This is a genomic window from Microbacterium sp. NPDC058062, assembly GCF_042885375.1.
GTDB lineage: Bacteria > Actinomycetota > Actinomycetes > Actinomycetales > Microbacteriaceae > Microbacterium > Microbacterium trichothecenolyticum_C.
The window spans coordinates 222112-241646 of the sequence record NZ_JBHVSC010000002.1 but is presented as its reverse complement, the minus strand read 5'-3'; the positions used below and the strand labels follow the sequence as shown (position 1 = coordinate 241646).

General features: G+C 71.1%; 18 protein-coding genes. 11 read left to right on the top strand and 7 right to left on the bottom strand.

What is annotated here, in order from left to right; all coding sequences use genetic code 11:
* The first annotated feature begins 106 nt into the window (after positions 1-106).
* Together ACFVSU_RS05825 and ACFVSU_RS05820 are read left to right on the top strand one after the other, a co-directional pair.
* Complete coding sequence (locus tag ACFVSU_RS05825; RefSeq protein ID WP_387139372.1) at positions 107-1150, top strand: ATP-binding cassette domain-containing protein; 1044 nt, start codon at positions 107-109, stop codon at positions 1148-1150.
* The gene (locus tag ACFVSU_RS05820; protein WP_387139369.1) at positions 1147-1953 is read left to right on the top strand and encodes an ABC transporter permease; all 807 of its coding nucleotides are present in this window, start codon (positions 1147-1149) and stop codon (positions 1951-1953) included. The genes ACFVSU_RS05825 and ACFVSU_RS05820 overlap by 4 nt, the downstream gene beginning before the upstream one ends.
* Positions 1954-1978: 25 nt before the next feature.
* Here ACFVSU_RS05820 and ACFVSU_RS05815 read toward each other — a convergent pair whose 3' ends face one another.
* Entirely contained in the window at positions 1979-3277 is a 1299-nt protein-coding gene (locus ACFVSU_RS05815) for an isochorismate synthase MenF (RefSeq protein WP_387139366.1), read from the bottom strand.
* 86 nt (positions 3278-3363) lie between these two features.
* Here ACFVSU_RS05815 and ACFVSU_RS05810 point away from each other — a divergent pair, with 86 nt between their 5' ends.
* A complete protein-coding gene (locus ACFVSU_RS05810) occupies positions 3364-3672 on the top strand; it encodes a hypothetical protein (protein ID WP_387139363.1) in 309 nt (102 codons plus the stop codon).
* Position 3673: 1 nt separating this feature from the next.
* Here ACFVSU_RS05810 and ACFVSU_RS05805 read toward each other — a convergent pair whose 3' ends face one another.
* Genes ACFVSU_RS05805 through ACFVSU_RS05790 form a run of 4 tightly spaced genes read right to left on the bottom strand, consistent with a single transcriptional unit; the run spans position 3674 to position 8770 of the window.
* Positions 3674-4981: a lanthionine synthetase LanC family protein gene (locus ACFVSU_RS05805; RefSeq protein ID WP_387139360.1), complete on the bottom strand. Its 1308-nt coding sequence runs from the start codon at positions 4979-4981 to the stop codon at positions 3674-3676.
* Positions 4978-5964 carry a T3SS effector HopA1 family protein gene (locus tag ACFVSU_RS05800; protein WP_387139357.1) on the bottom strand — a complete coding sequence of 329 codons (987 nt, stop codon included), beginning with the start codon at positions 5962-5964 and terminating at the stop codon, positions 4978-4980. Before ACFVSU_RS05800 ends, ACFVSU_RS05805 begins: the two co-directional genes overlap by 4 nt.
* Positions 5961-7016 (bottom strand): phosphotransferase, encoded by a 1056-nt coding sequence (locus ACFVSU_RS05795; RefSeq protein WP_387139354.1) that lies wholly within the window; start codon positions 7014-7016, stop codon positions 5961-5963. Before ACFVSU_RS05795 ends, ACFVSU_RS05800 begins: the two co-directional genes overlap by 4 nt.
* Positions 7013-8770: a S8 family serine peptidase gene (locus ACFVSU_RS05790; protein WP_387139351.1), complete on the bottom strand. Its 1758-nt coding sequence runs from the start codon at positions 8768-8770 to the stop codon at positions 7013-7015. Before ACFVSU_RS05790 ends, ACFVSU_RS05795 begins: the two co-directional genes overlap by 4 nt.
* 92 nt (positions 8771-8862) lie before the next feature.
* Here ACFVSU_RS05790 and ACFVSU_RS05785 point away from each other — a divergent pair, with 92 nt between their 5' ends.
* The 5 genes from ACFVSU_RS05785 (at position 8863) to ACFVSU_RS05765 (ending at position 13948) form a co-directional block, all read left to right on the top strand.
* The gene (locus tag ACFVSU_RS05785) at positions 8863-9501 is read left to right on the top strand and encodes a DUF402 domain-containing protein (protein WP_387139347.1); all 639 of its coding nucleotides are present in this window, start codon (positions 8863-8865) and stop codon (positions 9499-9501) included.
* Positions 9502-9511: 10 nt separating this feature from the next.
* Complete coding sequence (locus tag ACFVSU_RS05780) at positions 9512-10246, top strand: demethylmenaquinone methyltransferase (RefSeq protein ID WP_387139344.1); 735 nt, start codon at positions 9512-9514, stop codon at positions 10244-10246.
* Positions 10247-10301: 55 nt separating this feature from the next.
* Positions 10302-11357, top strand: coding sequence for a polyprenyl synthetase family protein (locus ACFVSU_RS05775; RefSeq protein WP_387139341.1), 1056 nt, complete (start codon positions 10302-10304; stop codon positions 11355-11357).
* A gap of 101 nt (positions 11358-11458) precedes the next feature.
* Positions 11459-12832, top strand: coding sequence for an FAD-dependent oxidoreductase (locus ACFVSU_RS05770; RefSeq protein ID WP_387139338.1), 1374 nt, complete (start codon positions 11459-11461; stop codon positions 12830-12832).
* 24 nt (positions 12833-12856) lie between these two features.
* On the top strand, positions 12857-13948 hold the full coding sequence (locus tag ACFVSU_RS05765) for an alpha/beta hydrolase (protein ID WP_387139335.1): 1092 nt from the start codon (positions 12857-12859) through the stop codon (positions 13946-13948).
* A gap of 160 nt (positions 13949-14108) precedes the next feature.
* Here ACFVSU_RS05765 and ACFVSU_RS05760 read toward each other — a convergent pair whose 3' ends face one another.
* Positions 14109-14585 carry a hypothetical protein gene (locus tag ACFVSU_RS05760; RefSeq protein WP_387139332.1) on the bottom strand — a complete coding sequence of 159 codons (477 nt, stop codon included), beginning with the start codon at positions 14583-14585 and terminating at the stop codon, positions 14109-14111.
* A 47-nt stretch (positions 14586-14632) separates the two neighbouring features.
* Here ACFVSU_RS05760 and ACFVSU_RS05755 point away from each other — a divergent pair, with 47 nt between their 5' ends.
* Complete coding sequence (locus ACFVSU_RS05755; protein ID WP_387139329.1) at positions 14633-15790, top strand: MalY/PatB family protein; 1158 nt, start codon at positions 14633-14635, stop codon at positions 15788-15790.
* A gap of 31 nt (positions 15791-15821) precedes the next feature.
* Here ACFVSU_RS05755 and ACFVSU_RS05750 read toward each other — a convergent pair whose 3' ends face one another.
* Entirely contained in the window at positions 15822-16310 is a 489-nt protein-coding gene (locus ACFVSU_RS05750) for a YajQ family cyclic di-GMP-binding protein (RefSeq protein WP_310285226.1), read from the bottom strand.
* 266 nt (positions 16311-16576) lie between these two features.
* On the opposite strand from ACFVSU_RS05750, the gene ACFVSU_RS05745 reads away from it, so the two are divergent.
* Both ACFVSU_RS05745 and ACFVSU_RS05740 read left to right on the top strand, forming a co-directional pair.
* Positions 16577-17806: an extracellular solute-binding protein gene (locus ACFVSU_RS05745; protein WP_387139325.1), complete on the top strand. Its 1230-nt coding sequence runs from the start codon at positions 16577-16579 to the stop codon at positions 17804-17806.
* Between the two features lie 82 nt (positions 17807-17888).
* Positions 17889-19508 (top strand): ABC transporter permease subunit, encoded by a 1620-nt coding sequence (locus ACFVSU_RS05740; RefSeq protein WP_387139322.1) that lies wholly within the window; start codon positions 17889-17891, stop codon positions 19506-19508.
* The last annotated feature ends 27 nt before the right edge of the window (positions 19509-19535 follow it).

Here is a 19535-nt window from a genome sequence, read left to right as displayed (position 1 = left end):
ACGCGCCTGACTCTTCGTACGTCTCAAGGCGTTTCGTCTCGCTCGTTCCTCGCTCGCTCAACGACCGGGGCACACAAATCCATCTCGCAGGAAGGGATGCTTCGCCATGCCCGAAAACTCCATCGCCGACGATCGCGCGATCGTCGCCACCGACCTCGTCAAGGTCTACCCGGGTCGCGGCCGGAAGCCAGGGGTCCGAGCCCTCGACGGCCTCGGCTTCTCGGTCCCCGCCGGCCGCGTGTTCGGCCTCCTCGGCCCGAACGGCGCCGGCAAGTCCACGACGACCAAGATCCTCACGACGCTGTCCCGCCCGACGAGCGGCACCGCCGTCGTCGCGGGGCACGACGTCACCACCGACCCGGCGTCGGTCCGCGCCGCCATCGGCTATGTGTCCCAAGGGGCGAGCACGGATCCGCTCCTCACTGCCCGCGAGAATCTCGAGATCGCCGCACGGCTCCGCGGCGTCGCACCGGGTGAGGCCCGGGGCCGCGCGGCGCGTCTGCTCGACGAGTTCGGGCTGGCCGAGGCATCCCGTCGTCCGGTCGGAACCTTCTCCGGCGGAATGCGCCGGCGTCTCGACGTCGCCGCGGCGCTCGTGCACCGGCCGCGCGTGCTGTTCCTGGACGAGCCCACCACGGGACTCGACCCCGAGGCGCGCGCCACGATGTGGGCGGAGATCCGCCGGCTGTCCGGCGAGGAGGCACTCACCGTGGTGCTGACGACCCACTACATGGAGGAGGCCGACCGCCTCGCCGACGAGCTCCTCCTCGTCAACCGGGGTCGTGCGGTCGTGCAGGGCACGCCCGACGAGCTCAAGGCGGCGCTGCACGGCGACTCGCTGCGTGTGTCGCTCGTGGAGCCCGACCCGGCCGCCGTGCGGGCGGCGATCGGCCGCGTGCCGGGCCTGCGCGACGTCGTGATCGAGGCCTCCGGTGTCGACGGCGTCCTCGCGGCGCGCACCGACGACGCCTCGGCGGCGGTCGGGGCCGTCATCGGAGCATTGGATGCTGCGGGCATCCGCTTCGGCCAGGTCGCGGCCTCCCATCCCACCCTCGACGACGTGTACCTGCACTTCGTCGGCCACACCTTCGGCCCTTCGACCGGCTCAGGGGCCGGGTCGGACGCCCTCACGGAAGGAGTCGCAGCATGACGACTCTCGTTCTCACCGGCGCCGCGCCTCGCGCGGGTTGGTTCACGCAGGCCGGCCAGGTGCTGCGCCGCTGGCTGATCGCGACCCTCCGCCAGGTGTGGGGACCGGTCATGTCGCTGATCCAGCCGGTCATCTGGATCGTGCTGTTCGGCCAGGTCTTCCAGTCGCTCGGCGCGCTGCCGCAGTTCGGCGGCGCCGGCTACATCGACTACCTCGTGCCCGGCATCCTCATGATGACGGTCCTCTACTCGGGGGCGTGGGCCGGCACCGGCTACATCGACGACATCAATTCGGGTGTCATGGACCAGTACCTGACCTCGCCGGTGTCGCGGTCCGCGATCATCACCGGGCAGCTGACGCAGCAGTTGATCATCAACCTCGCGCAGTCGCTCGTCGTGCTCGGGATCGGCTGGCTCGCCGGTGCGCGCTACCCCGGCGGGGTGGGCGGCATGCTCGTCGCCCTCGGCATCGCGACGGTGCTCGCGACGATCTTCTGCTGCGCCTCGACGGCGGTCGCGCTCATCTCGCGGAGCCAGATCGCGCTGATCAGCCTGTCGCAGCTCATCGTGCTGCCGGCGACGTTCCTGTCGACCACGATGATGCCGGCCGATCTGATGCCCGAGTGGGTGCAGGACGTCTCGCGCTGGAACCCCATGACGTGGGCCGTCGAGCTCGGCCGCGGCGGCCTCAGCGGCGACTACCCCGCGAACGGCTGGTGGCAGCTCGGCGGCCTCGCGGTGCTCGCGGCACTGGCCTTCGTCTGGGCCGTGCGGTCGATCCGCGCCTACCAGCGCTCGGTGTGAGCGTGTCCGATCGTCGGCGCGTCGCTCAGGCGAGCGCGTCGACGATCGGGCGGAACTTGACCCGGGTCTCGAGCAGCTCCTTGTCGGGGTCGCTCTGGGCGACGATCCCGGCGCCCGCGTGGGCGACGACCGGGATCGTCGCGCGGTACTCGGCGACGTTGCGGGGCGGCTCCCCGCCGATCTGCGCGCAGCGCAGGGCGATGGCCCACTCGCCGTTGCCGTCGCCGTCGATCCAGCCGACCGGCCCGGCGTAGCGGCCGCGATCGAACGGCTCGAGCCGGCGGATCAGCTCGAGCGCGGCGTCGGTCGGTGTGCCGGCCACTGCCGCTGTGGGGTGGAGTTCCGCGACCAGGTCGAGGGCCGAGGCGTGATCGGCCAGGTCGCCCGCGACGTCGGTCGCGAGGTGCCAGAGGTTCGGCAGCTTGAGGGTGAACGGCTCAGGATCCGCGCGCAGATGACGCACGTGCGGCGCCAGCTTCGCGAGCACGCTCTGCACGGCGTAGCGGTGCTCGTCGAGGTCCTTCGTGCTGTGCGCGAGGGAAGCGGATGCCTCGGCGTCATCGTGCGCGTCGGTGCCGCGCGGGATCGTCCCGGCGAGCACGCGTGCGGTCACGACGCCGCGCGAGGCGGTGACGAGGGTCTCGGGGCTCGCGCCGATGAGACCGTCGACGGCGAAGGTCCAGGTGTCGGGGTAGTCGTCGGCGAGGGCGCGCACCAGGCGGCGCACGTCGGCACCGGCGGGGATCGTGCCGACGAGATCACGCGCGAGCACGACCTTCTCGAGCTCTCCGCGGACGATCGCATCGACGGCCTCGCGCACCGCGGCCTGGTAGCCCGCGGGGTTGAGCGTGCCGGGGCCGAGCGTGGCCGACCAGTACGGGCCGTACGGCGTGGGCTCCACGACGGCGTCGTTCATGTCCGCCGCGAGGCGTCGGATGCGCGTCACCCACGAGCGTCCGCGGTGGCGACCGATGACGGCCCGCGGGATGATGAGGCGGCTCGTGGCCGACGACCTCTCGTCGAACACGAGCGTGCCGAACGCGACCAGCCCGGTGCCGGGGAGGCCCACGGGATCATCGATCTCCGCGGTCACCGCGATCTGACGCCACGTCTCGGCCGGCGAAGGAAGCGTGGCCGGATCGATCCCGTCCAGCCGGCGGGGGTCGCGCAGATAGCCGCCGACGGAGCCGATGCCGACGATGCCGTCGCCGCGTCGCAGCCAGGCGAGAGGCTCGTCGGGAGAGGCGTAGGCGAGGAGGTCGTCGACGTGCTCGATCTCGCGGGTCTCGACCACCAGCTCAGGCGGGCGGTGCGAAGGTGTCACGACTCCAGCCTAGACTCGCCGATCCGGGGTCGACGCCGGTCGCCGCCGCCCTTGTGTGCGCCGCAGTGCGGGGTGAGGATGGCCGCGTGAGCGTGCGCTATCTGATCACCGTCGAGCCCGATGCCGACCAGGGCATGGTCGAGGCGGGCCTTCGCGACGCCGGCGCCGAGTCGGTCTCGCCGCCCGCGCCGGAGCTGCCCGATGTGTTCATCGCCACGGTCGACGAGTCGGTCGCCGACTATGCCGATCGCGCGCAGACGGTGACCGGGGTGCGGATCGCCGAGCCCGACGCGTGGGTCGGCTTCGGGGGAGAAGGCGGCGCCGAGACGCGCGACATCGGCCTCATGACCGTCGAAGAGCCGCTCGAGGAGCCGCCCGCAGACGACGGGCGCTGAGTCACCGCAGCCGCAGCGGCGGGTGCGCGACGCTCGCCATCGGGCCCGCGCAGCGCAGGAGCGTCAGCACGACGCCCGCAGTGCCGTCGAGGACCGCCGGCGACCGGCCGCCCCGCACGCCGTGGCTCCATGTCGTGCTCCCGTCGGCATCGATCCCGGCGGCGATGACGGATGCCTCGTACCGTGCCGCGCGCAGGTGCTCCTCGCGGGACGACCCATCGGTGGACCACGCGGCTTCGGCGCCGGCCAGGTGCAGCTCGACGATTCCGGAGCGGCCGTGGCACAGGGTGGCGTCGTCGCCCTCATCGTCGGGGAACTCGCGCCGCGCGCGCTCGATCGAGCGGAGCGCGCGCAGGTAGGTCGCTTCGCTCTCGAGGGCATCGTCCCGGTCGATGCGCGAGCGGAGAGCCGCCGTGATGCCGATCCCCGGAGCTCCGTGGCACCACGCCAGCGCGATCGCCGGCTCATCGACGCGCAGGTCGTACCAGCCGCCGTCCTCGGCGCCGTAGCCCGCGTCCTCCCACGTCCACGCGGCATCGGCGAGCGCTCGGTCGGCGCCGACGACGCCGGCGGCATGCGCCACGAGCAGCGCCAGCCCGATGCCCGACGAGCCGTGCGCCAGGCCGGTGACCGCGCGGTCGCCGTCGGCCATCGGCCAGCGTGCGCCGCAGATGTCGACGACGGCGCGAGCGCGCAGGTCGCGCACGAGGCGTTCGGCGGCCGCAGCCCGGTGCCGCTCGGCGCGCGCCGGCAGTGCGGCCGCGAGCACGGCGAGCAGATGGCCCGCTGAGCCGTCGAGAAGGTCGGCGTACCCCGGCAGCCGCGAGTCATCCGCGGTCGCGAGTGCCGCGACCGCGTCGGCGGCGAGCCGGCGGCCCGCGTTCGCGAGGTCGGGCCGGCCGAGCAGGTCCGCGATCCGCTCCGCGGCGATCGCGATCCCCAGGTCTCCGCTCTGCCAGCCGAGCTGTCCGCGCTGCGCGGTCCCTCGGGAGTCGACGACGTCGGCGATCGTCGCGTGCGCCAGCAGCGCCAGTGACGCGTCGCGCGCGTGCCGTGCGGCCGCGGCGAGGGCGAGGGCGATGCCCGCCCGCCCCGTGAGGTAGCCGTCGTCGACCGGCCCGGTCTTCAGGACCGATCCGTCCGTGCTCGCGGCGAGGTCGATCTCGTCGCCGATCCACCGCGGCGCCCCGCGGTCGTCGACGACGACGTCGGCGGCGAGGCGGCGAGCCAGCGTGATCGCCGCGACGCCGAGTTCGGCGGCAGACCGCACCGCCGTCGGCCCGGTCGAGGCCAGGTCGACCGCAGTCATGATCGTGCCTTCCAGGGTCGAGTCACGTCGAGGCCGACCGCGTCGGCGGCCTCGCGCAGACGGTGGGGCGCAGCATCCGTGTGCGCGGTCATCGCCGCGATCGCGGCGACCTGGGCGGTCCGCAGCTGACCGAAGCTGGTGCCGTCGGCGGGATCCTCCGACATCCCGATGCCCCGGGCGATGCGTCGCGTCGTCGGCGGGATCGACGCATCGACGTGCGGCGCGAGGTCCGTGGCACGGCGCCGAAGCGCCGCGGCCACCCGCGCCCGGACGACCCGAGGCGTGTAGACGACGAGCGCGTCGGGGCGGCCGTAGCCGGCGGGTGCGGGCAGGCACTTGAGCGAGAAGGCGCTCCCGGCGTCCGCGAACGCGCCCATCAGCGGAGGCAGCAGGGCCGCGGAGTCCTCCGGCGAGCGGGAGTGCGTGTACCAGCGGTCGAGGGGCCCGTCGGGGACGCCCTCACCGGAGTGCGCCCACCACCACCCCGACGCGCGGTCCCACCCCGACGCCCCGCGGGCGATGGTCACCAGGTCGCCCGGCGCCGGGCGGGAGCCGGGCCGCGAGGAAGAGACGATGCGGTCGGTCGCGATGCGGACGTGGCCCGGTGGAGCGGAGGAGGGAGGACGGGATGGCACGACCGTGACGGTGCCGTCACCCACGGCGAGCACGATCCACGCGTCGGACGTGCCCGCCGCACGGCGGCGCATCGCCTCGAACAGGCCCACGCGGGGGAACACGGGCGGGGGGACGAGGGCGCGCTCCGGTGTGATGGCACCGCCGGACTCGCCGGTCCACCAGTTCGCGTACAGCCACTCCGCGAGCGGGCTCTCGATCTCGACCCCGGTCGGGGCGTCCGTGCACAGTTCGCGTGCATCGTCCGAGCCCTCGACGAGCGCGAGTGCCCGGCTCAGTTCGCGCAGGGTCGCCTCGGCGGCGCGCGCGCCGCGGGCGTCGGCCGCCTCGGGCGCGGTTGCGGAGGTCATCGTGCGAGGCATGAGCGCAGCTCCTCCGTGAGGACGGCGAGGTGATCCTGGCGTGCGATCGCGAGGGCCGCGAGCCCGCGGGCCTGCTCCTCGTCGCCGTGCTCGCTCCGCTCGGCGACCTCGAGGGCGAACTGCGCGAGGCGCAGCACCGCGGCCAGAGCGACGCGCTCGGCGAAGAGTCCCGTGGCTCGCGACGAGATCCGCGCGGCTTCGCCGTAGCCGCGCACGAGCTCGCGGCCCGGCGACGGCAGCCCGACCGCCGCCGACCTGTCGCCCAGCAGATGCTCGGCGACGAGGCATCCGAGGTCCCATGCCGGGTCGCCCGCCCCCGCGAGCTCCCAGTCGACGATGACGGGGGAGGGGCCGGGCGCGACGGCGATGTTGTCCCACTTGAGGTCGTGGTGCACGAGCGCGCGCCCGGCGGGCGTGCGCAGACGCGCGGCTGCGGCCATCAGGGCCGGCCGCGCGCGAAGGAAGTCGATGAGGTCGCGCGTCGTCGCGGCGAGGCCGAGCGCGTCGGCGTGTTCGCCCGCGCGCAGCACGTGGAGCACGAGCGGCGGGCGCGCCGGCGGCAGCGGCAGTCCCGCGGTGGCGCGATGCACGGCGCCCACGCGGGCACCGAGGAGACGGAAGAAGGCGCCCTCGTCGCCCATCGTGCCGGAGACGAGGGCGAGCGACGCCGGGCGCCCCGCACCGAGGTCCGCCACCACGAGGATGCCGTGCTCCTCGTCGACCGCCGCGGGCGACGGGATCGCGTCCTGCAGGGGGAGGCACCAGCGCGCCATGCGCTGCACGAACAGCTCCGCGCCGAGTCCTTCCTGGGCGGAGCCGGTCGATCCGTCGGCGGGCGGCGTGAACGCACCCGACTTGACGACCACGCGGCGCTCGTCCGGCAGGTGCACGGCCCACACCCCGTGGGCGCGGGAGAGGTCGACGGGATCGGCGCGCAACTGTTCGGTGGGCCCGAGCAGCCCCACCGCGCGCAGAGCGGTGACGGACGGATGCGGGGTGGTGCCCGCATCCGTCCGCACCATGGTCGTGTCGGCGATCACTCGTCGAACAGCCCCTCGCCGTAGGCGTCGCCGCCGCCGGACTGGAGCTCCTCGATCGCTGCGGCATAGCCGGCGGCGAAGCCGGCCTCGTAGTCGCCCTCGATGCCGAACGGGTCGGCGCCGCCGGGCTGGGGTCCGGGTCCCGGGCCCGTCACGGTCGTCGGGACCTTGGTCACCGTCGTCGTCACGGGGCACGCGATGTGGATCGACCTGATCTTCTTGCACTGCAGCGGAAGGACGGTCTTGATCGTCCCGCACTCCGGGAGGGTGATCGTCCGGGGGACGCACGCCACGACCGGCGTCCGCAGCTTGACCGTGATCGTCGGCTTGATGACGATCGGGCCGCGCGCCTTCAGCACCGCCGCACTGGCGTCGAGGAGTCCCCAGCCGTACCGGTCGTTCGGCACGGGATCGCTCGCGACGTCGCGGAGCGGCTTCGCCGTCGAGCGGAGGATGTCGCCGATCTCGGATGCCGTCAGGCTCGGCTTGACCGCCTTCACGAGTGCCGCGACACCCGCGACATGCGGCGAGGCCATCGACGTGCCGGCCATCGTGGCGAGGCCGCCGGCGAGGTACGTCGACAGGATGCCGACACCCGGCGCCGAGATGTCGATGTGCGGTCCGGTCTGCGAGAACGCCGCGCGCGACTCGTTCGACTGGATCGCGGCGACCGCGATCACGTCAGGGTAGGCGGCGGGGAAGCTCGGCGAAGAGCTGCCGTCGTTGCCCATCGCGGCCACGACGACGACGCCCTTGCTCACCGCGTACGCCACCGCGCTCGCCTCGACCGAGGTCGCGGACGGGCTGCCGAGGCTCATGTTGATGACGTGGGCGCCGTTGTCGGCCGCGTACCGGATGGCCGCGGCGACGTCGGCCGACGAGCCCGTGCCGCTCACGCGACCGTCGCTGATGCGCACGACCCTGGTGAGCGCCTTGACGGGCATGATCCGTGTCTGCCACCCGATGCCCGCGACGCCGACGGCGTTGTTGGACACGGCGGCGATGGTGCCCGCGACGTGCGTGCCGTGGCCAACCTCGTCCTCGGGGATCGCGTCGCGTCCCGCGAAGTCGCCCTCGAAGCGCCACCCCGGGTTCGGCGTCGGGTTCGGACCCAGATCGACCATGTCGAACCCGGGAACCAGCAGCGGCGCCAGTTCGGGGTGGTCGAGGTCGACGCCCGAGTCGATGACCGCCACGACGACGCTCGCGGATCCCTTGGTGACGTCCCACGCGTCCGGGGCGTTGATCTTCGTCAGCCCCCACTGCGCACCGAACTGCGGGTCGTCGGGGATGACGCTGGCCTCGCGCCACCGGTTCGGCTCGGCGACCTCGACCTCGTCGAGGGCGTCGAGCTCGGCCGCCGCCTTGTCGGGGGCGACCTTCGTGTCGATGCGGACGCGGAACGAGCGACCGAGGATCGATTCCTCGGGCTCGGGCACGCCGTCCAGGGCCATCACGGAGCGCGCGATGCCCTGCGACGGTGGGGCGAGACGGGTGATGTCGTAGGCGCCGAGGCGCGCGAGCACGGCGTCGACGCCCGACACGCCGAGCGAATCGGCCATCGAGACGCCGCGACCGCCGGGGTGGATGGGCACGGACGCCGTCATGGCATCGGCGGCGTCGGCCTTGAGCGTGACGATGACCTCGCCGGGAATGACGTCGTCGCCGTCGATGTAGAGCGGAGCGGAGGCACCCAGTTCCGCCCGAGGAGCGGACGTGCGCTTTCGCGACGAGCCGCCGGATGTTGCAGCCATTTTCGGACTTCTCTCCTCAAGGGCCGCGAGGTTGCGGCCACCGTGGAGGAGGGATGGCGGGAAGAGGCTGATACAGCCCTACACTGGGGCGGGTGCCGACCCCGATGCACCTCTCAGGCCACCCGGATTCCGACCGCCCCGAGCCCGGAGCCCCGCTCCAGTTCCGCTGGCGCAAGTGGGACGGCGGCCCTCACTGGGTCAACGACTGCATCTACCTGGGCAGGGACCGGTGGGGCGACTGGGTCGGTCAGCCCTCGGGCTGGCGGAACGTCCGTCCCGGGCTCGAGTTCCTCGCCGACGGGCCCAACGTCACCCTCATCCCGCCGAGCGGTGACTACGCGATGACCGTGCACGGGGCGCCACGGCGCGTGCGCATCTACATCGACGTCGCGTGGGACATCCGCTGGGAGGGCCACGAACCCCAGGGGATCGACATGGACCTCGACGTCGTGAAGGCGATCGACGGGCGCGGGCTGTTCATCGACGACCGCGACGAGTGGGACGAGCACCGCGTCGCGTACGGCTATCCGCTCGACCTCGTCGACAAGCTCGAGGCGCTCGCCGTGGACCTCGAGGGCCGCGTCGCCGCGGCGCAGGCGCCGTTCGATGATGCGACGCCCGATGCCTGGCTCGCCCGTCTCTCGTCCTACGACGCGGTCGCCCCGCCCGCGCCCGTCTTCTTCACCACCGCGGGCGAGGGCGGCCCCGGCGCAGGCGGAACCGCCGCCTAGACTCGAAGCCGTGGCATCCCACCCCTCCGATCACGAGCCGAACCGCGCCGACCTCCACAAGGACCCGTCGCGTGTGAGCGGCATGTTCGACCAGGTCGCGGCCGGCTACGACCGCACCAACACCGTGCTGAGCATGGGCAACGACCGGTTCTGGCGCGCCGCGACGACGAGCGCGGTGAACCCGCGCGCCGGGGAGCGCATCCTCGACCTCGCCGCGGGCACCGGCGCCTCGAGCGTCGCGCTCGCCGGCCGCGGCGCCACCGTGGTCGCGGCGGACTTCTCGCCCGGCATGATCGCCGAGGGGCGCCGCCGGCACAGCGGCATCCGGGATCTCTCCTTCGTGCAGGCCGACGCGACCGACCTGCCCTTCGGCGACGACGAGTTCGACGCGGTCACCATGTCGTTCGGCCTGCGCAACGTGAACGAGCCGAAGAAGGCGCTGAGCGAGCTGCTGCGCGTCACCAAGCCCGGCGGGCGCCTCGTCGTCTGCGAGTTCTCGCACCCGCCGTCGAAGGCGTTCAACGGCCTGTACCGCTTCTACAACGACCGTGTGCTGCCGGTCGTCGCGAAGACCGTCAGCTCGAACGCCGAGGCGTACGACTACCTGAACGAGTCGATCCGCGACTGGCCCGACCAGCGCAGGCTGTCGGCGTGGATCCGCCAGGCCGGATGGACCGACGTCGCGCACCGCAACCTCTCGATGGGCATCGTCGCGCTGCACCGCGCGACGAAACCTCAGGTCTAGCAGCGGCCATCGCTCGGCGGACCGCGACGAAACGCGCCCCCGGTAGGCTGGGCATGTGACACCGACAGCGCCGGGCTCGCATATCGCGGGCAAGCTGGGCCTCACCGACCGCATCTTCGCGGGCACGCGATCGCGCGGCCTGCTCAAGACCGTCGAGGCGGGGCTCAAGCGCGTCGACAGCGCCCTCGAGCGCGAGCTGCGCGTGGCCGACACGCTCGCCGACGCGACGAGCCGGTACCTCTACGACGCCGGCGGCAAGCGCATCCGTCCCATGCTGGCGCTGTTGACCGCCCAGCTCGGCGACGGTGCCACCGACGAGGTGATCGACGCCGCGACCGCTCTCGAGATGACGCATCTCGGATCCCTGTACCACGACGACGTGATGGATGCTGCCGACAAGCGTCGCGGTGTCCCCAGCGCGCACGCCGTGTGGGGCAACAACGTCGCGATCCTCACCGGCGACCTGCTGTTCTCGCGCGCGAGCCAGATCATGGCGCGCCACGGCGAGGACGCCATCCGTCTGCAGGCCGACACGTTCGAGCGGCTCGTGCTCGGGCAGATGCACGAGACGGTCGGCCCGTCCGACGAGGACGACCGCGTCGCGTTCTACCTCCAGGTGCTCTCCGACAAGACCGGCTCGCTCATCGCGGCCGCGGCCCAGTCCGGCGTGATCTTCTCGAACGGCCCGAAGGAGTTCGAGCAGCCGATGGTGACGTTCGGCGAGAAGGCCGGCGTCGCGTTCCAGCTGCTCGACGACGTCATCGACCTGTCGGCCGACCCCGACGAGACCGGCAAGGTGCCCGGCACCGACCTGCGGGCCGGCGTGCCGACCATGCCGTACCTCGTGCTCGGACAGCGGACCGATGCCGCCTCCGTCGACCTGCGCGCGCGCATCGACGAGGGCGTGGCGCGCATCGCCGACGGCGCCGACCCCGCGATCCTCGACGAGCCGCTCGCGCAGCTGCGCGACCACGATGCCACCCAGGCGACTCTCGACCTCGCCAACGCGTGGTCGACCGAGGCGATCGAGGCGCTCGCGCCGCTGCCCGACGGCGCGGTGCGCGAGGCCCTGACCCGGTTCGCCCAGGCCGTCGCCGACCGCTCCAGTTAGACGTACCCGCTCCCTGAGCTTGTCGAAGGGCTGGGGCTCCGAGCCCTTCGACAAGCTCAGGGACCAGCCCCGCGCGGGGCGCGCTCCCCGAAAGGACCACCATGACCAAGCTCCGACTGGCGATCGTCGGCGCAGGACCGGCGGGCATCTACGCCGCCGACATCCTGCTGAAGGCCGAGCGCAAGTTCGACGTGTCGATCGACCTGTTCGAGCAGCTGCCCGCGCCGTACGGGCTGGTCCGCTACGGCGTCGCCCCCGACCACCCCCGCATCAAGGGCATCATCACGGCCCTGCGCGAGGTGCTCGACCGCGGCGACATCCGCATCTTCGGCAACGTCCGCTTCGGCGAGGACATCACCCTCGACGACCTCAAGCACCACTACAACGCCGTCATCTTCGCCACCGGCGCCATCCGCGACACCGACCTCGACATCCCGGGCATCGACGCGACCGCATCCTACGGCGCCGCCGACTTCGTGAGCTGGTTCGACGGGCACCCGGATGTGCCGCGCGAGTGGCCCCTGGATGCGGCATCCGTCGCGGTGCTCGGCAACGGCAACGTCGCGCTCGACGTCGCGCGCATGCTCGCCAAGCACGCCGAGGACCTGCTGCCGACCGAGATCCCCGACAACGTGCACCAGGGCCTCGTCGCCTCGAACGTCACCGATGTGCACGTTTTCGGCCGGCGCGGTCCGGCGAACGTGAAGTTCACGCCGCTCGAGCTCCGCGAGCTCGGCGAGCTGCGTGACGTCGACATGGTCGTCTACGACGAGGACTTCGACTACGACGACGCGGCCCGCGCCGCCATCGCGAGCAACAAGCAGGTCATGGTCATCGACCGTGTGCTGCAGTCGTGGCGCAAGCGCGACTCGGTCAACAACGCCGGCGGCACGGCGTCGCGGCGACTGCACCTGCACTTCTACGCCAAGCCGATCGAAGTGAAGACGGATGCCGAGGGCCGCGTGTCCGCCCTCGTCTACGAGCGCACCCGTCCCGACGGGGAAGGCGGCGTCGTCGGCACCGGCGAGCTGCGCGAGGTGTCGATCCAGGCGCTGTACCGCGCCGTCGGGTACTTCGGATCGCCGCTGCCCGGCGTGCCCTTCGACAAGCGCCACGGCGTCATCCCGAACCGCGAGGGCCAGGTGCTGAGCAAGGACTCGAACCAGCGCGTCAACGGCGTGTACGCGACCGGCTGGATCAAGCGCGGCCCCGTGGGCCTCATCGGGCACACCAAGTCCGATGCGATGGAGACGGTCCGTCACCTCATCAACGACCAGGGCACGTGGTGGCAGCCCGCCGACCCGTCGGAGGCGGCCATCCCGGCGCTCCTCGCCGAGCGCGGCGTGGCCTGGACCGACCTCGACGGCTGGCACCGCCTCGACGAGCACGAGATGGCGCTCGGCGCACCCCACGAGCGGGCGCGCATCAAGGTCGTGCCCCGCGACGAGATGGTGGCGATCTCCCGGGCCGAGTGACCGCTCGCCTCTAGGCTGAGGGGCATGGCCGGGCCATCCCTCACGTGGGTTCCCGACATCCTCGGGAAGCCGTTCGAGCAGCTGACGCTGCCGCTCGGCGTGGACGGCGCGCATGGGCCGCTGGTCGCGACGCTGGTGCGCAGCATCCCGAATCCGTTCCTGACGCTGTTCGCCCCGCTGCGCGACGTCGACGTGCTCTACGTGCACGGCTGGTCGGACTACTTCTTCCAGCGCGACCTCGCCCGTTTCTGGACGGCACGCGGTGCGCGCTTCTACGCGCTCGACCTGCGCCGCTACGGGCGGAGCCTCCGGGACGGGCAGACGCCCGGGTACGTCGACTCGCTCGAGGACTACGACGTCGACATCGCGGCCGCGCTGCACGCGATGGGACACGCCGCGGGCGCAGCCGGACAAGCATCGCCGACCGAACCGGACAGGCACGGCCGAGGCCGCAAGCTCGTCCTGATGGGGCACTCGACCGGCGGCCTGACACTCACGCTGTGGGCTGCTCGGCATCCCGGCCGCGCGCACGCGGTCGTGCTCAACAGCCCGTGGCTCGAGCTCCAGCTGGGCACTCTCGGTCGTCAGGCGCTGGCACCCCTGGTGGACATGCGGGCGAGGCTCGACCCGCGCGGGACGCAGCCCGCGGTCGACTTCGGGTTCTACACCCGCGCGCAGGACGAGATCGGCACGCTGCCGCACGACGAGCACCGCGCCGTCTGGCGGCCCGACCGGGGATTCCCGACGGCGCCGGGGTGGCTGTCGGCCGTGATGGAGGGACATCGCCGCATCGCAGCCGGCGTCGACGTCGCCTGCCCGGCGATGGTGCTGCTGTCGGTCGGCTCGACGACGCCGCTGTCGTGGAAGGAGTCGATGACGTCGACGGACTCCGTGCTCGTGGTCGACGACATCGCCCGCGCCGCGACCCGCATCGGCGGGCTCGTCACGATCGCCCGCGTCGAGGGTGCGATCCACGACGTCTTCCTCTCGCGTCCCGCTCCTCGCGCGATCGCGTACGATGCTCTCGACCGCTGGGCTCGCGCGTACGTCGTACCGGACGAAAATGTCCCCCGAAGAGGGGACAGCGCTCTTGTAGACAGCCGGGTTAAGCTGTAGGGGAGATGTCCCCAGCATCTCAGGGAAGGCCCTCCCCAAGAATCCTTCCCATCCGTCGTCACGCGCCGCTAACCGGGGGGTTGGTTGTGCGAGAGCAGACGACGACAGGCCCCGGGTGTCCCCAGCACCCGGGGCCTTTATCGTTCCCGGCGCCGGTCGGTCACTCCGCGCGGCGGGCGAGCACGCGCACCAGGAGCACGTAGGTCGTCAGCGAGAGCACGTAGCCGAGCAGGTACACGACGAGCTCCTGTGCGAGGAAGCGGCTGTAATCGAGCGTTCCATCGGTGACGGCCGGCGAGTTCTGGCTCATCAGGTACGCCGCGGTCTGGCCCGCGGCCAGGATGGCCAGCAGCGCCAGCACGGCGAGGAGCGCAAGCCAGATGCGGCTGCGCCACACCCGGCCGGCCGCGGCCATCGCGGTCGACGACGTCCAGTCCGGCACCTCGGGGTCGAGCCACCCGTTCACCCGCGGGATCAGGATGACCGCGGCGATGAACGCGGCGTTGAGGACCGCGGTGCCGACACCGGCGGCTGAGCCCCCGTCGATGTCGCTGCGGACGAGCGAGGGGATGAGGAGGACGACCAGCACCGGCAGCGTCGCGACGACGGCCGACAACACGGCCCGGAGGAAGCGCATGGCCCGAGTGTAGGGTCAGTTTCCATCGCGATTGAGGAGCAACGACCATGCCCGTCACCCCCACGTCGGCCGACGCCATGACGACTCTCCGTCGACGCACGAGCGAGAAGTGGGGCGTCTACTCCGACGACGTGCTGCCGATGTTCGTCGCCGAGATGGACTTCCCGCTGGCGCCGGCGATCAGGAAGGCGCTGCACGAGGCGATCGACCTGGGCGACACCGGCTACGTGAATCCCCTGGATCCCGGCGCCCGACAGGCGTTCCGCGACTACGCCGCGGCCGCGTGGGGATGGGAGCCGGACATCGAGCGGATGGGCATCACCACCGACGTGAGCGTCGTGATCGTGGAGTCGCTGCGCCGGCTGATCGAACCCGGCGACGGCGTCGTGATCACGCCCCCGATCTATCCGCCGTTCTACGACCTCGTCCCCGAGGCTGGCGGAGCTGTCGTCGAGGTGCCGCTGAGCGACGACGGATCCTCGTACGCTCTGGACCTCGAGGGGATCGATCGTGCGCTGGCTGCGGGGGCGAAGGGCGTGCTGCTGTGCAGCCCGCACAACCCGGTCGGGCTGGTCCACGACCGGGCGACCCTCGAAGAGCTCTCCCGGATCGTCGCCCGCCACGACGGATTCGTCGTCTCGGACGAGATCCACGCACCGCTCACCCACCACGGGGTGGAGTTCACGCCGTACCTCACCGTCTCGGAGGAGGCGCGGGCCCACGGCATCGCCGCCGAGTCGGGGAGCAAGGCCTTCAACCTCGCCGGGCTCAAGACCGCGCTGTTCGTGTCCGCGTCGGACCGTATGACCGACCTCATCCGGTCGCTGCCGGAGGAGGTCACCTTCCGGGCGGGGCAGTTCGGGCTGATCGCCACACGGGAAGGGTTCGCCCGCAGCCGCGAGTGGCTCGACGGCACGATCGCCGCGGTGCAGGGCAACGCCGACCTCCTGCAAGCCGAACTCGATGCGCATCTGCCCGCGGTACGGCTTCGTCGTCCCTCGGCGAGTTACCTGGCGTGGCTGGACATGTCGGCCCTCGGCTGGGGAGACGACCCCGCCGTCATCGCCGAGCAGCACGCCCGGGTGGCGCTGTCGAGCGGACCGCGGTTCGGCCGGCAGGGCGCGGGGTACGCGCGCATGAACCTCGCCTGCGCGCCCGACACGATCACCGAGGCCGTTCGGCGGCTCGCCGCCGTGGCCGTCTGAAACGGAGCCCCGGCCTGGTCAGGGACTTGCGTCAGCGGTAGTTGACGAACTGGAGGTCGACCTCGAGGTCGGCGGCCTTGAGCAGGCGCTGGACCTCCTGCAGGTCGTCGCGGGACTTTGACTGCACGCGCAGCTCGTCGCCCTGGATCTGCGACTTGACGCCCTTGGGGCCCTCGTCGCGGATGATCTTCGAGATCTTCTTCGCGTTCTCGGACGAGATGCCGTCCTTGATCGTCGAGACGATGCGGTACTCCTTGCCGCTGGCGAAGGGCTCGCCCGACTCGAGGCTCTTCAGCGAGATGCCTCGCTTGATGAGCTTCGACTGGAAGACGTCGAGGACGGCCTTCGCGCGATCCTCGGTGCTGGCCTTGATGAGCACGGACTCGCCGCTCCACTCGACGGAGGCCCCGGTGCCCTTGAAGTCGTAGCGCTGCTCGATCTCTTTGCGGGCCTGGTTGAGGGCGTTCTCCGCCTCCTGGTGGTCGACCTTGCTGACGATGTCGAACGAAGAATCTGCCATGGCGGGCAGTCTATCGGCGGCCGCCGTGCGGCGCGGGAGAACGGATGCTGCTGCAAGCGGTTCCAGCCGGCGCCACATGTGCAAGCGATTCCATGCAGGCGCTGAAAGTCACGGCGAGATATCGATCCGATCCCGATGTTGCCATATGGCGTCTGCTGAGTTACAAATGTAAGCGCTTGCATTTCCGCAGGCGAGAGTCGAACCCGCACCGTCGCGACCGACAGTGCGGCCGGACTCACTCAGCACTCCAGAGAGGCACTGCACCGATGAAGGTGAACAAGAAGAGCTGGCTCGCGCTCGGCGGTCTCGCCGTCGCGTCGATCATCCTCGCGGGTTGCGCGGGCAGCGGTGACGACACCGGTTCGACCGATGAGGGCGACGCCACGTCGACGCTGACCGTCTGGGTCGACTCCGAGCGCGTCGACGCGCTGAAGGGCGCCGCCGACGCGTACAGCGAGAAGACCGGTGTCAAGGTCGACCTCGTCGGCAAGGACGTCGGCAAGATCAAGGACGACTTCATCCAGCAGGCGCCGACGGGCAAGGGCCCCGACGTGGTCATGGGCGCGCACGACTGGCTGGGCGAGCTCTCGACCAACGGCGTCGTGGCGCCGATCGAGCTCGGCGACACCGCCGGCGACTACCTCCCGGTCGCGCTCCAGGCCTCGAACTACGACGGCACCACCTACATGCTCCCGTACGCGGTCGAGAACATCGCGATCCTCCGCAACGCCGACATCATCCCCGAGCCGGCCACGAGCTTCGACGACATGATCGCCAAGGGCCAGGCCGCCGGCCTCACCACGCCCTTCGTGGTCGAGCAGGGCGTCGAGGGCAACCCGTACCACCTGTACCCGTTCCAGACGGCGTTCGGCGCTCCGGTGTTCGGCACCGACGCCGAGGGCAACTACGACCCGACCGACCTGCAGATGGGCAGCGAGGGCGGCTTCCAGTTCGCCAGCTGGCTCGGCGCCCAGGGTGCCGCGGGCAACTTCAACACCGACATCGACGGTGACATCGCCAAGACCAAGTTCCTCGAGGGCGAGTCGGCCTTCTGGCTCACCGGCCCGTGGAACGTCGGCACGGCCACCGACGCCGGCATCAACGTCGCGATCGACCCGATCCCGAGCCCGACCGACGCCCCGGCCCAGCCGTTCGCCGGTGTGAAGGGCTTCTTCGTGAGCTCGGAGTCCGACAACAAGGTCGCCGCGAACGACTTCCTCGTCAACTACATCGGCACCGAGGACGTCCAGCTCGAGCTGTTCAAGGCCGGCAACATCCTGCCCGCCCTCACCGCCGCTGCCGACACGGCTGCGTCCGACCCGATCATCGCCGGCTTCCAGGCCGTCGGCGCCGACGCGGTGCCGATGCCCGCGATCCCGGCCATGGGTTCGGTCTGGCAGTACTGGGGCATCGCCGAGGCCGCCATCATCAACGGTGCCGACCCGACGACGACGTGGCAGAAGCTCGTCGACGACGTGAGCGCCGCCATCAAGTAACACCCTGCGGTCGCAAGACCGCGACAGGCGACCGGGACGGATGCCGCGGCATCCGTCCCGGTCCCGATCTTGAGGACGATCGATGACCGACACTGTTCAGGCCGACACGGCCGAGAAGACGCCGACGCCGACGCCGCGTCAGCGCAGCGCCGCGCGGATCGCCGATGCCGCCGGCGGCAAGCTCCGCTGGGTGGCGCTGAAGATCGCGCTGCTCGCCATCGTCGACGCCCTCGCGCTCTACGCCGTCTTCGTGCTGTTCCTCCACAACGAGTGGCTGGTGCTGACCCTCGTCACGGCCGTGACGATCCTCGTCAACTGGATCTACTTCTCGCGCCGCACCATTCCCGCCAAGTACCTGACGCCGGGCATCATCCTGCTCGTCGTCTTCCAGATCTTCACGCTGGTCTACACCGGCTACATCGGCTTCACGAACTACGGCACCGGTCACAACGGCTCGAAGGACCAGGCGGTCGCCTCGCTCATGCGGTCCTCGCTGGTCCGCGTCGAGGATTCGCCGACCTACGACGTCACCGTCGTCGAGCGTGTCGGCGAGCTCGGCCTGCTGGTCACCGATCCGACCGACGGCGAGGCATCCCTCGGCACCAACCAGAAGCCGCTCGAACCGGTCGACGCCACGATGGAGGGCGGCAAGGCCGTCGCCGTGGACGGCTGGACGACCCTCACCTTCGCCGATGTGCTTGCGCGCAGCAACGACGTTGAGCAGCTCGCCGTTCCCTTCAGCACCGATCCCAACGACGGCGCGATCCGTACGCAGGACGGCCAGAAGGGCTACCTCTACACGTCGACGCTCGTCTACGACGCCGATGCCGACACGATGACCGACACCGCCACCGGCACGGTGTACTCCGACACGGGGGAGGGCGCGTTCACCTCCGAGTCGGGCGAACAGCTGATGCCCGGCTGGCAGGTCTTCGTCGGCTTCGACAACTTCGTGCGGGCGATCACCGACGCGTCCATCCGCGGGCCGCTCATCTCGGTCACCCTGTGGACGTTCGTGTTCGCCATCGTCTCGGTCGCCTCGACGTTCTTCCTCGGGCTGCTGCTGGCCATGCTGTTCCAGAACAAGCGCATGCGCTTCAAGAACGGGTACCGGATCATGCTGATCCTGCCGTACGCGTTCCCGGCGTTCCTCGGAGCGCTGGTGTGGGCGGGCATGATGAACAAGAGCTTCGGCTTCATCAACCAGGTGCTGCTGGGCGGCGCCGAGATCCCGTGGCTCACCGATCCGGTGATGGCGAAGGTCTCGGTGCTCCTGGTCAACCTCTGGCTGGGCTTCCCGTACATGTTCCTCGTGTGCATGGGAGCGCTGCAGGGCATCCCCGAAGAGGTCAACGAGGCGGGGGTCATGGACGGTGCCAGCCCCTGGCAGATCTTCCGCCGCATCAAGCTCCCGCTGCTGCTGGTGACGGTCGCGCCGATCCTCATCGCGTCGTTCGCGTTCAACTTCAACAACTTCAACCTCATCTACATGCTCACCGGCGGCGGGCCGAGATTCGAAGACGCGACGATACCCGTGGGCCATACCGACCTGCTGATCTCGATGGTCTACAAGGTCGCCTTCACCGGGCAGAACCGCGACTACGGGCTCGCCTCGGCGTTCACGATCCTCATCTTCATCGTCGTGGCCGTCATCGCGATCATCAGTTTCCGCAAGACCAAGGCCCTCGAGGAGCTGAACTGACATGTCTGAGTCCCAGGACCGTCTCGC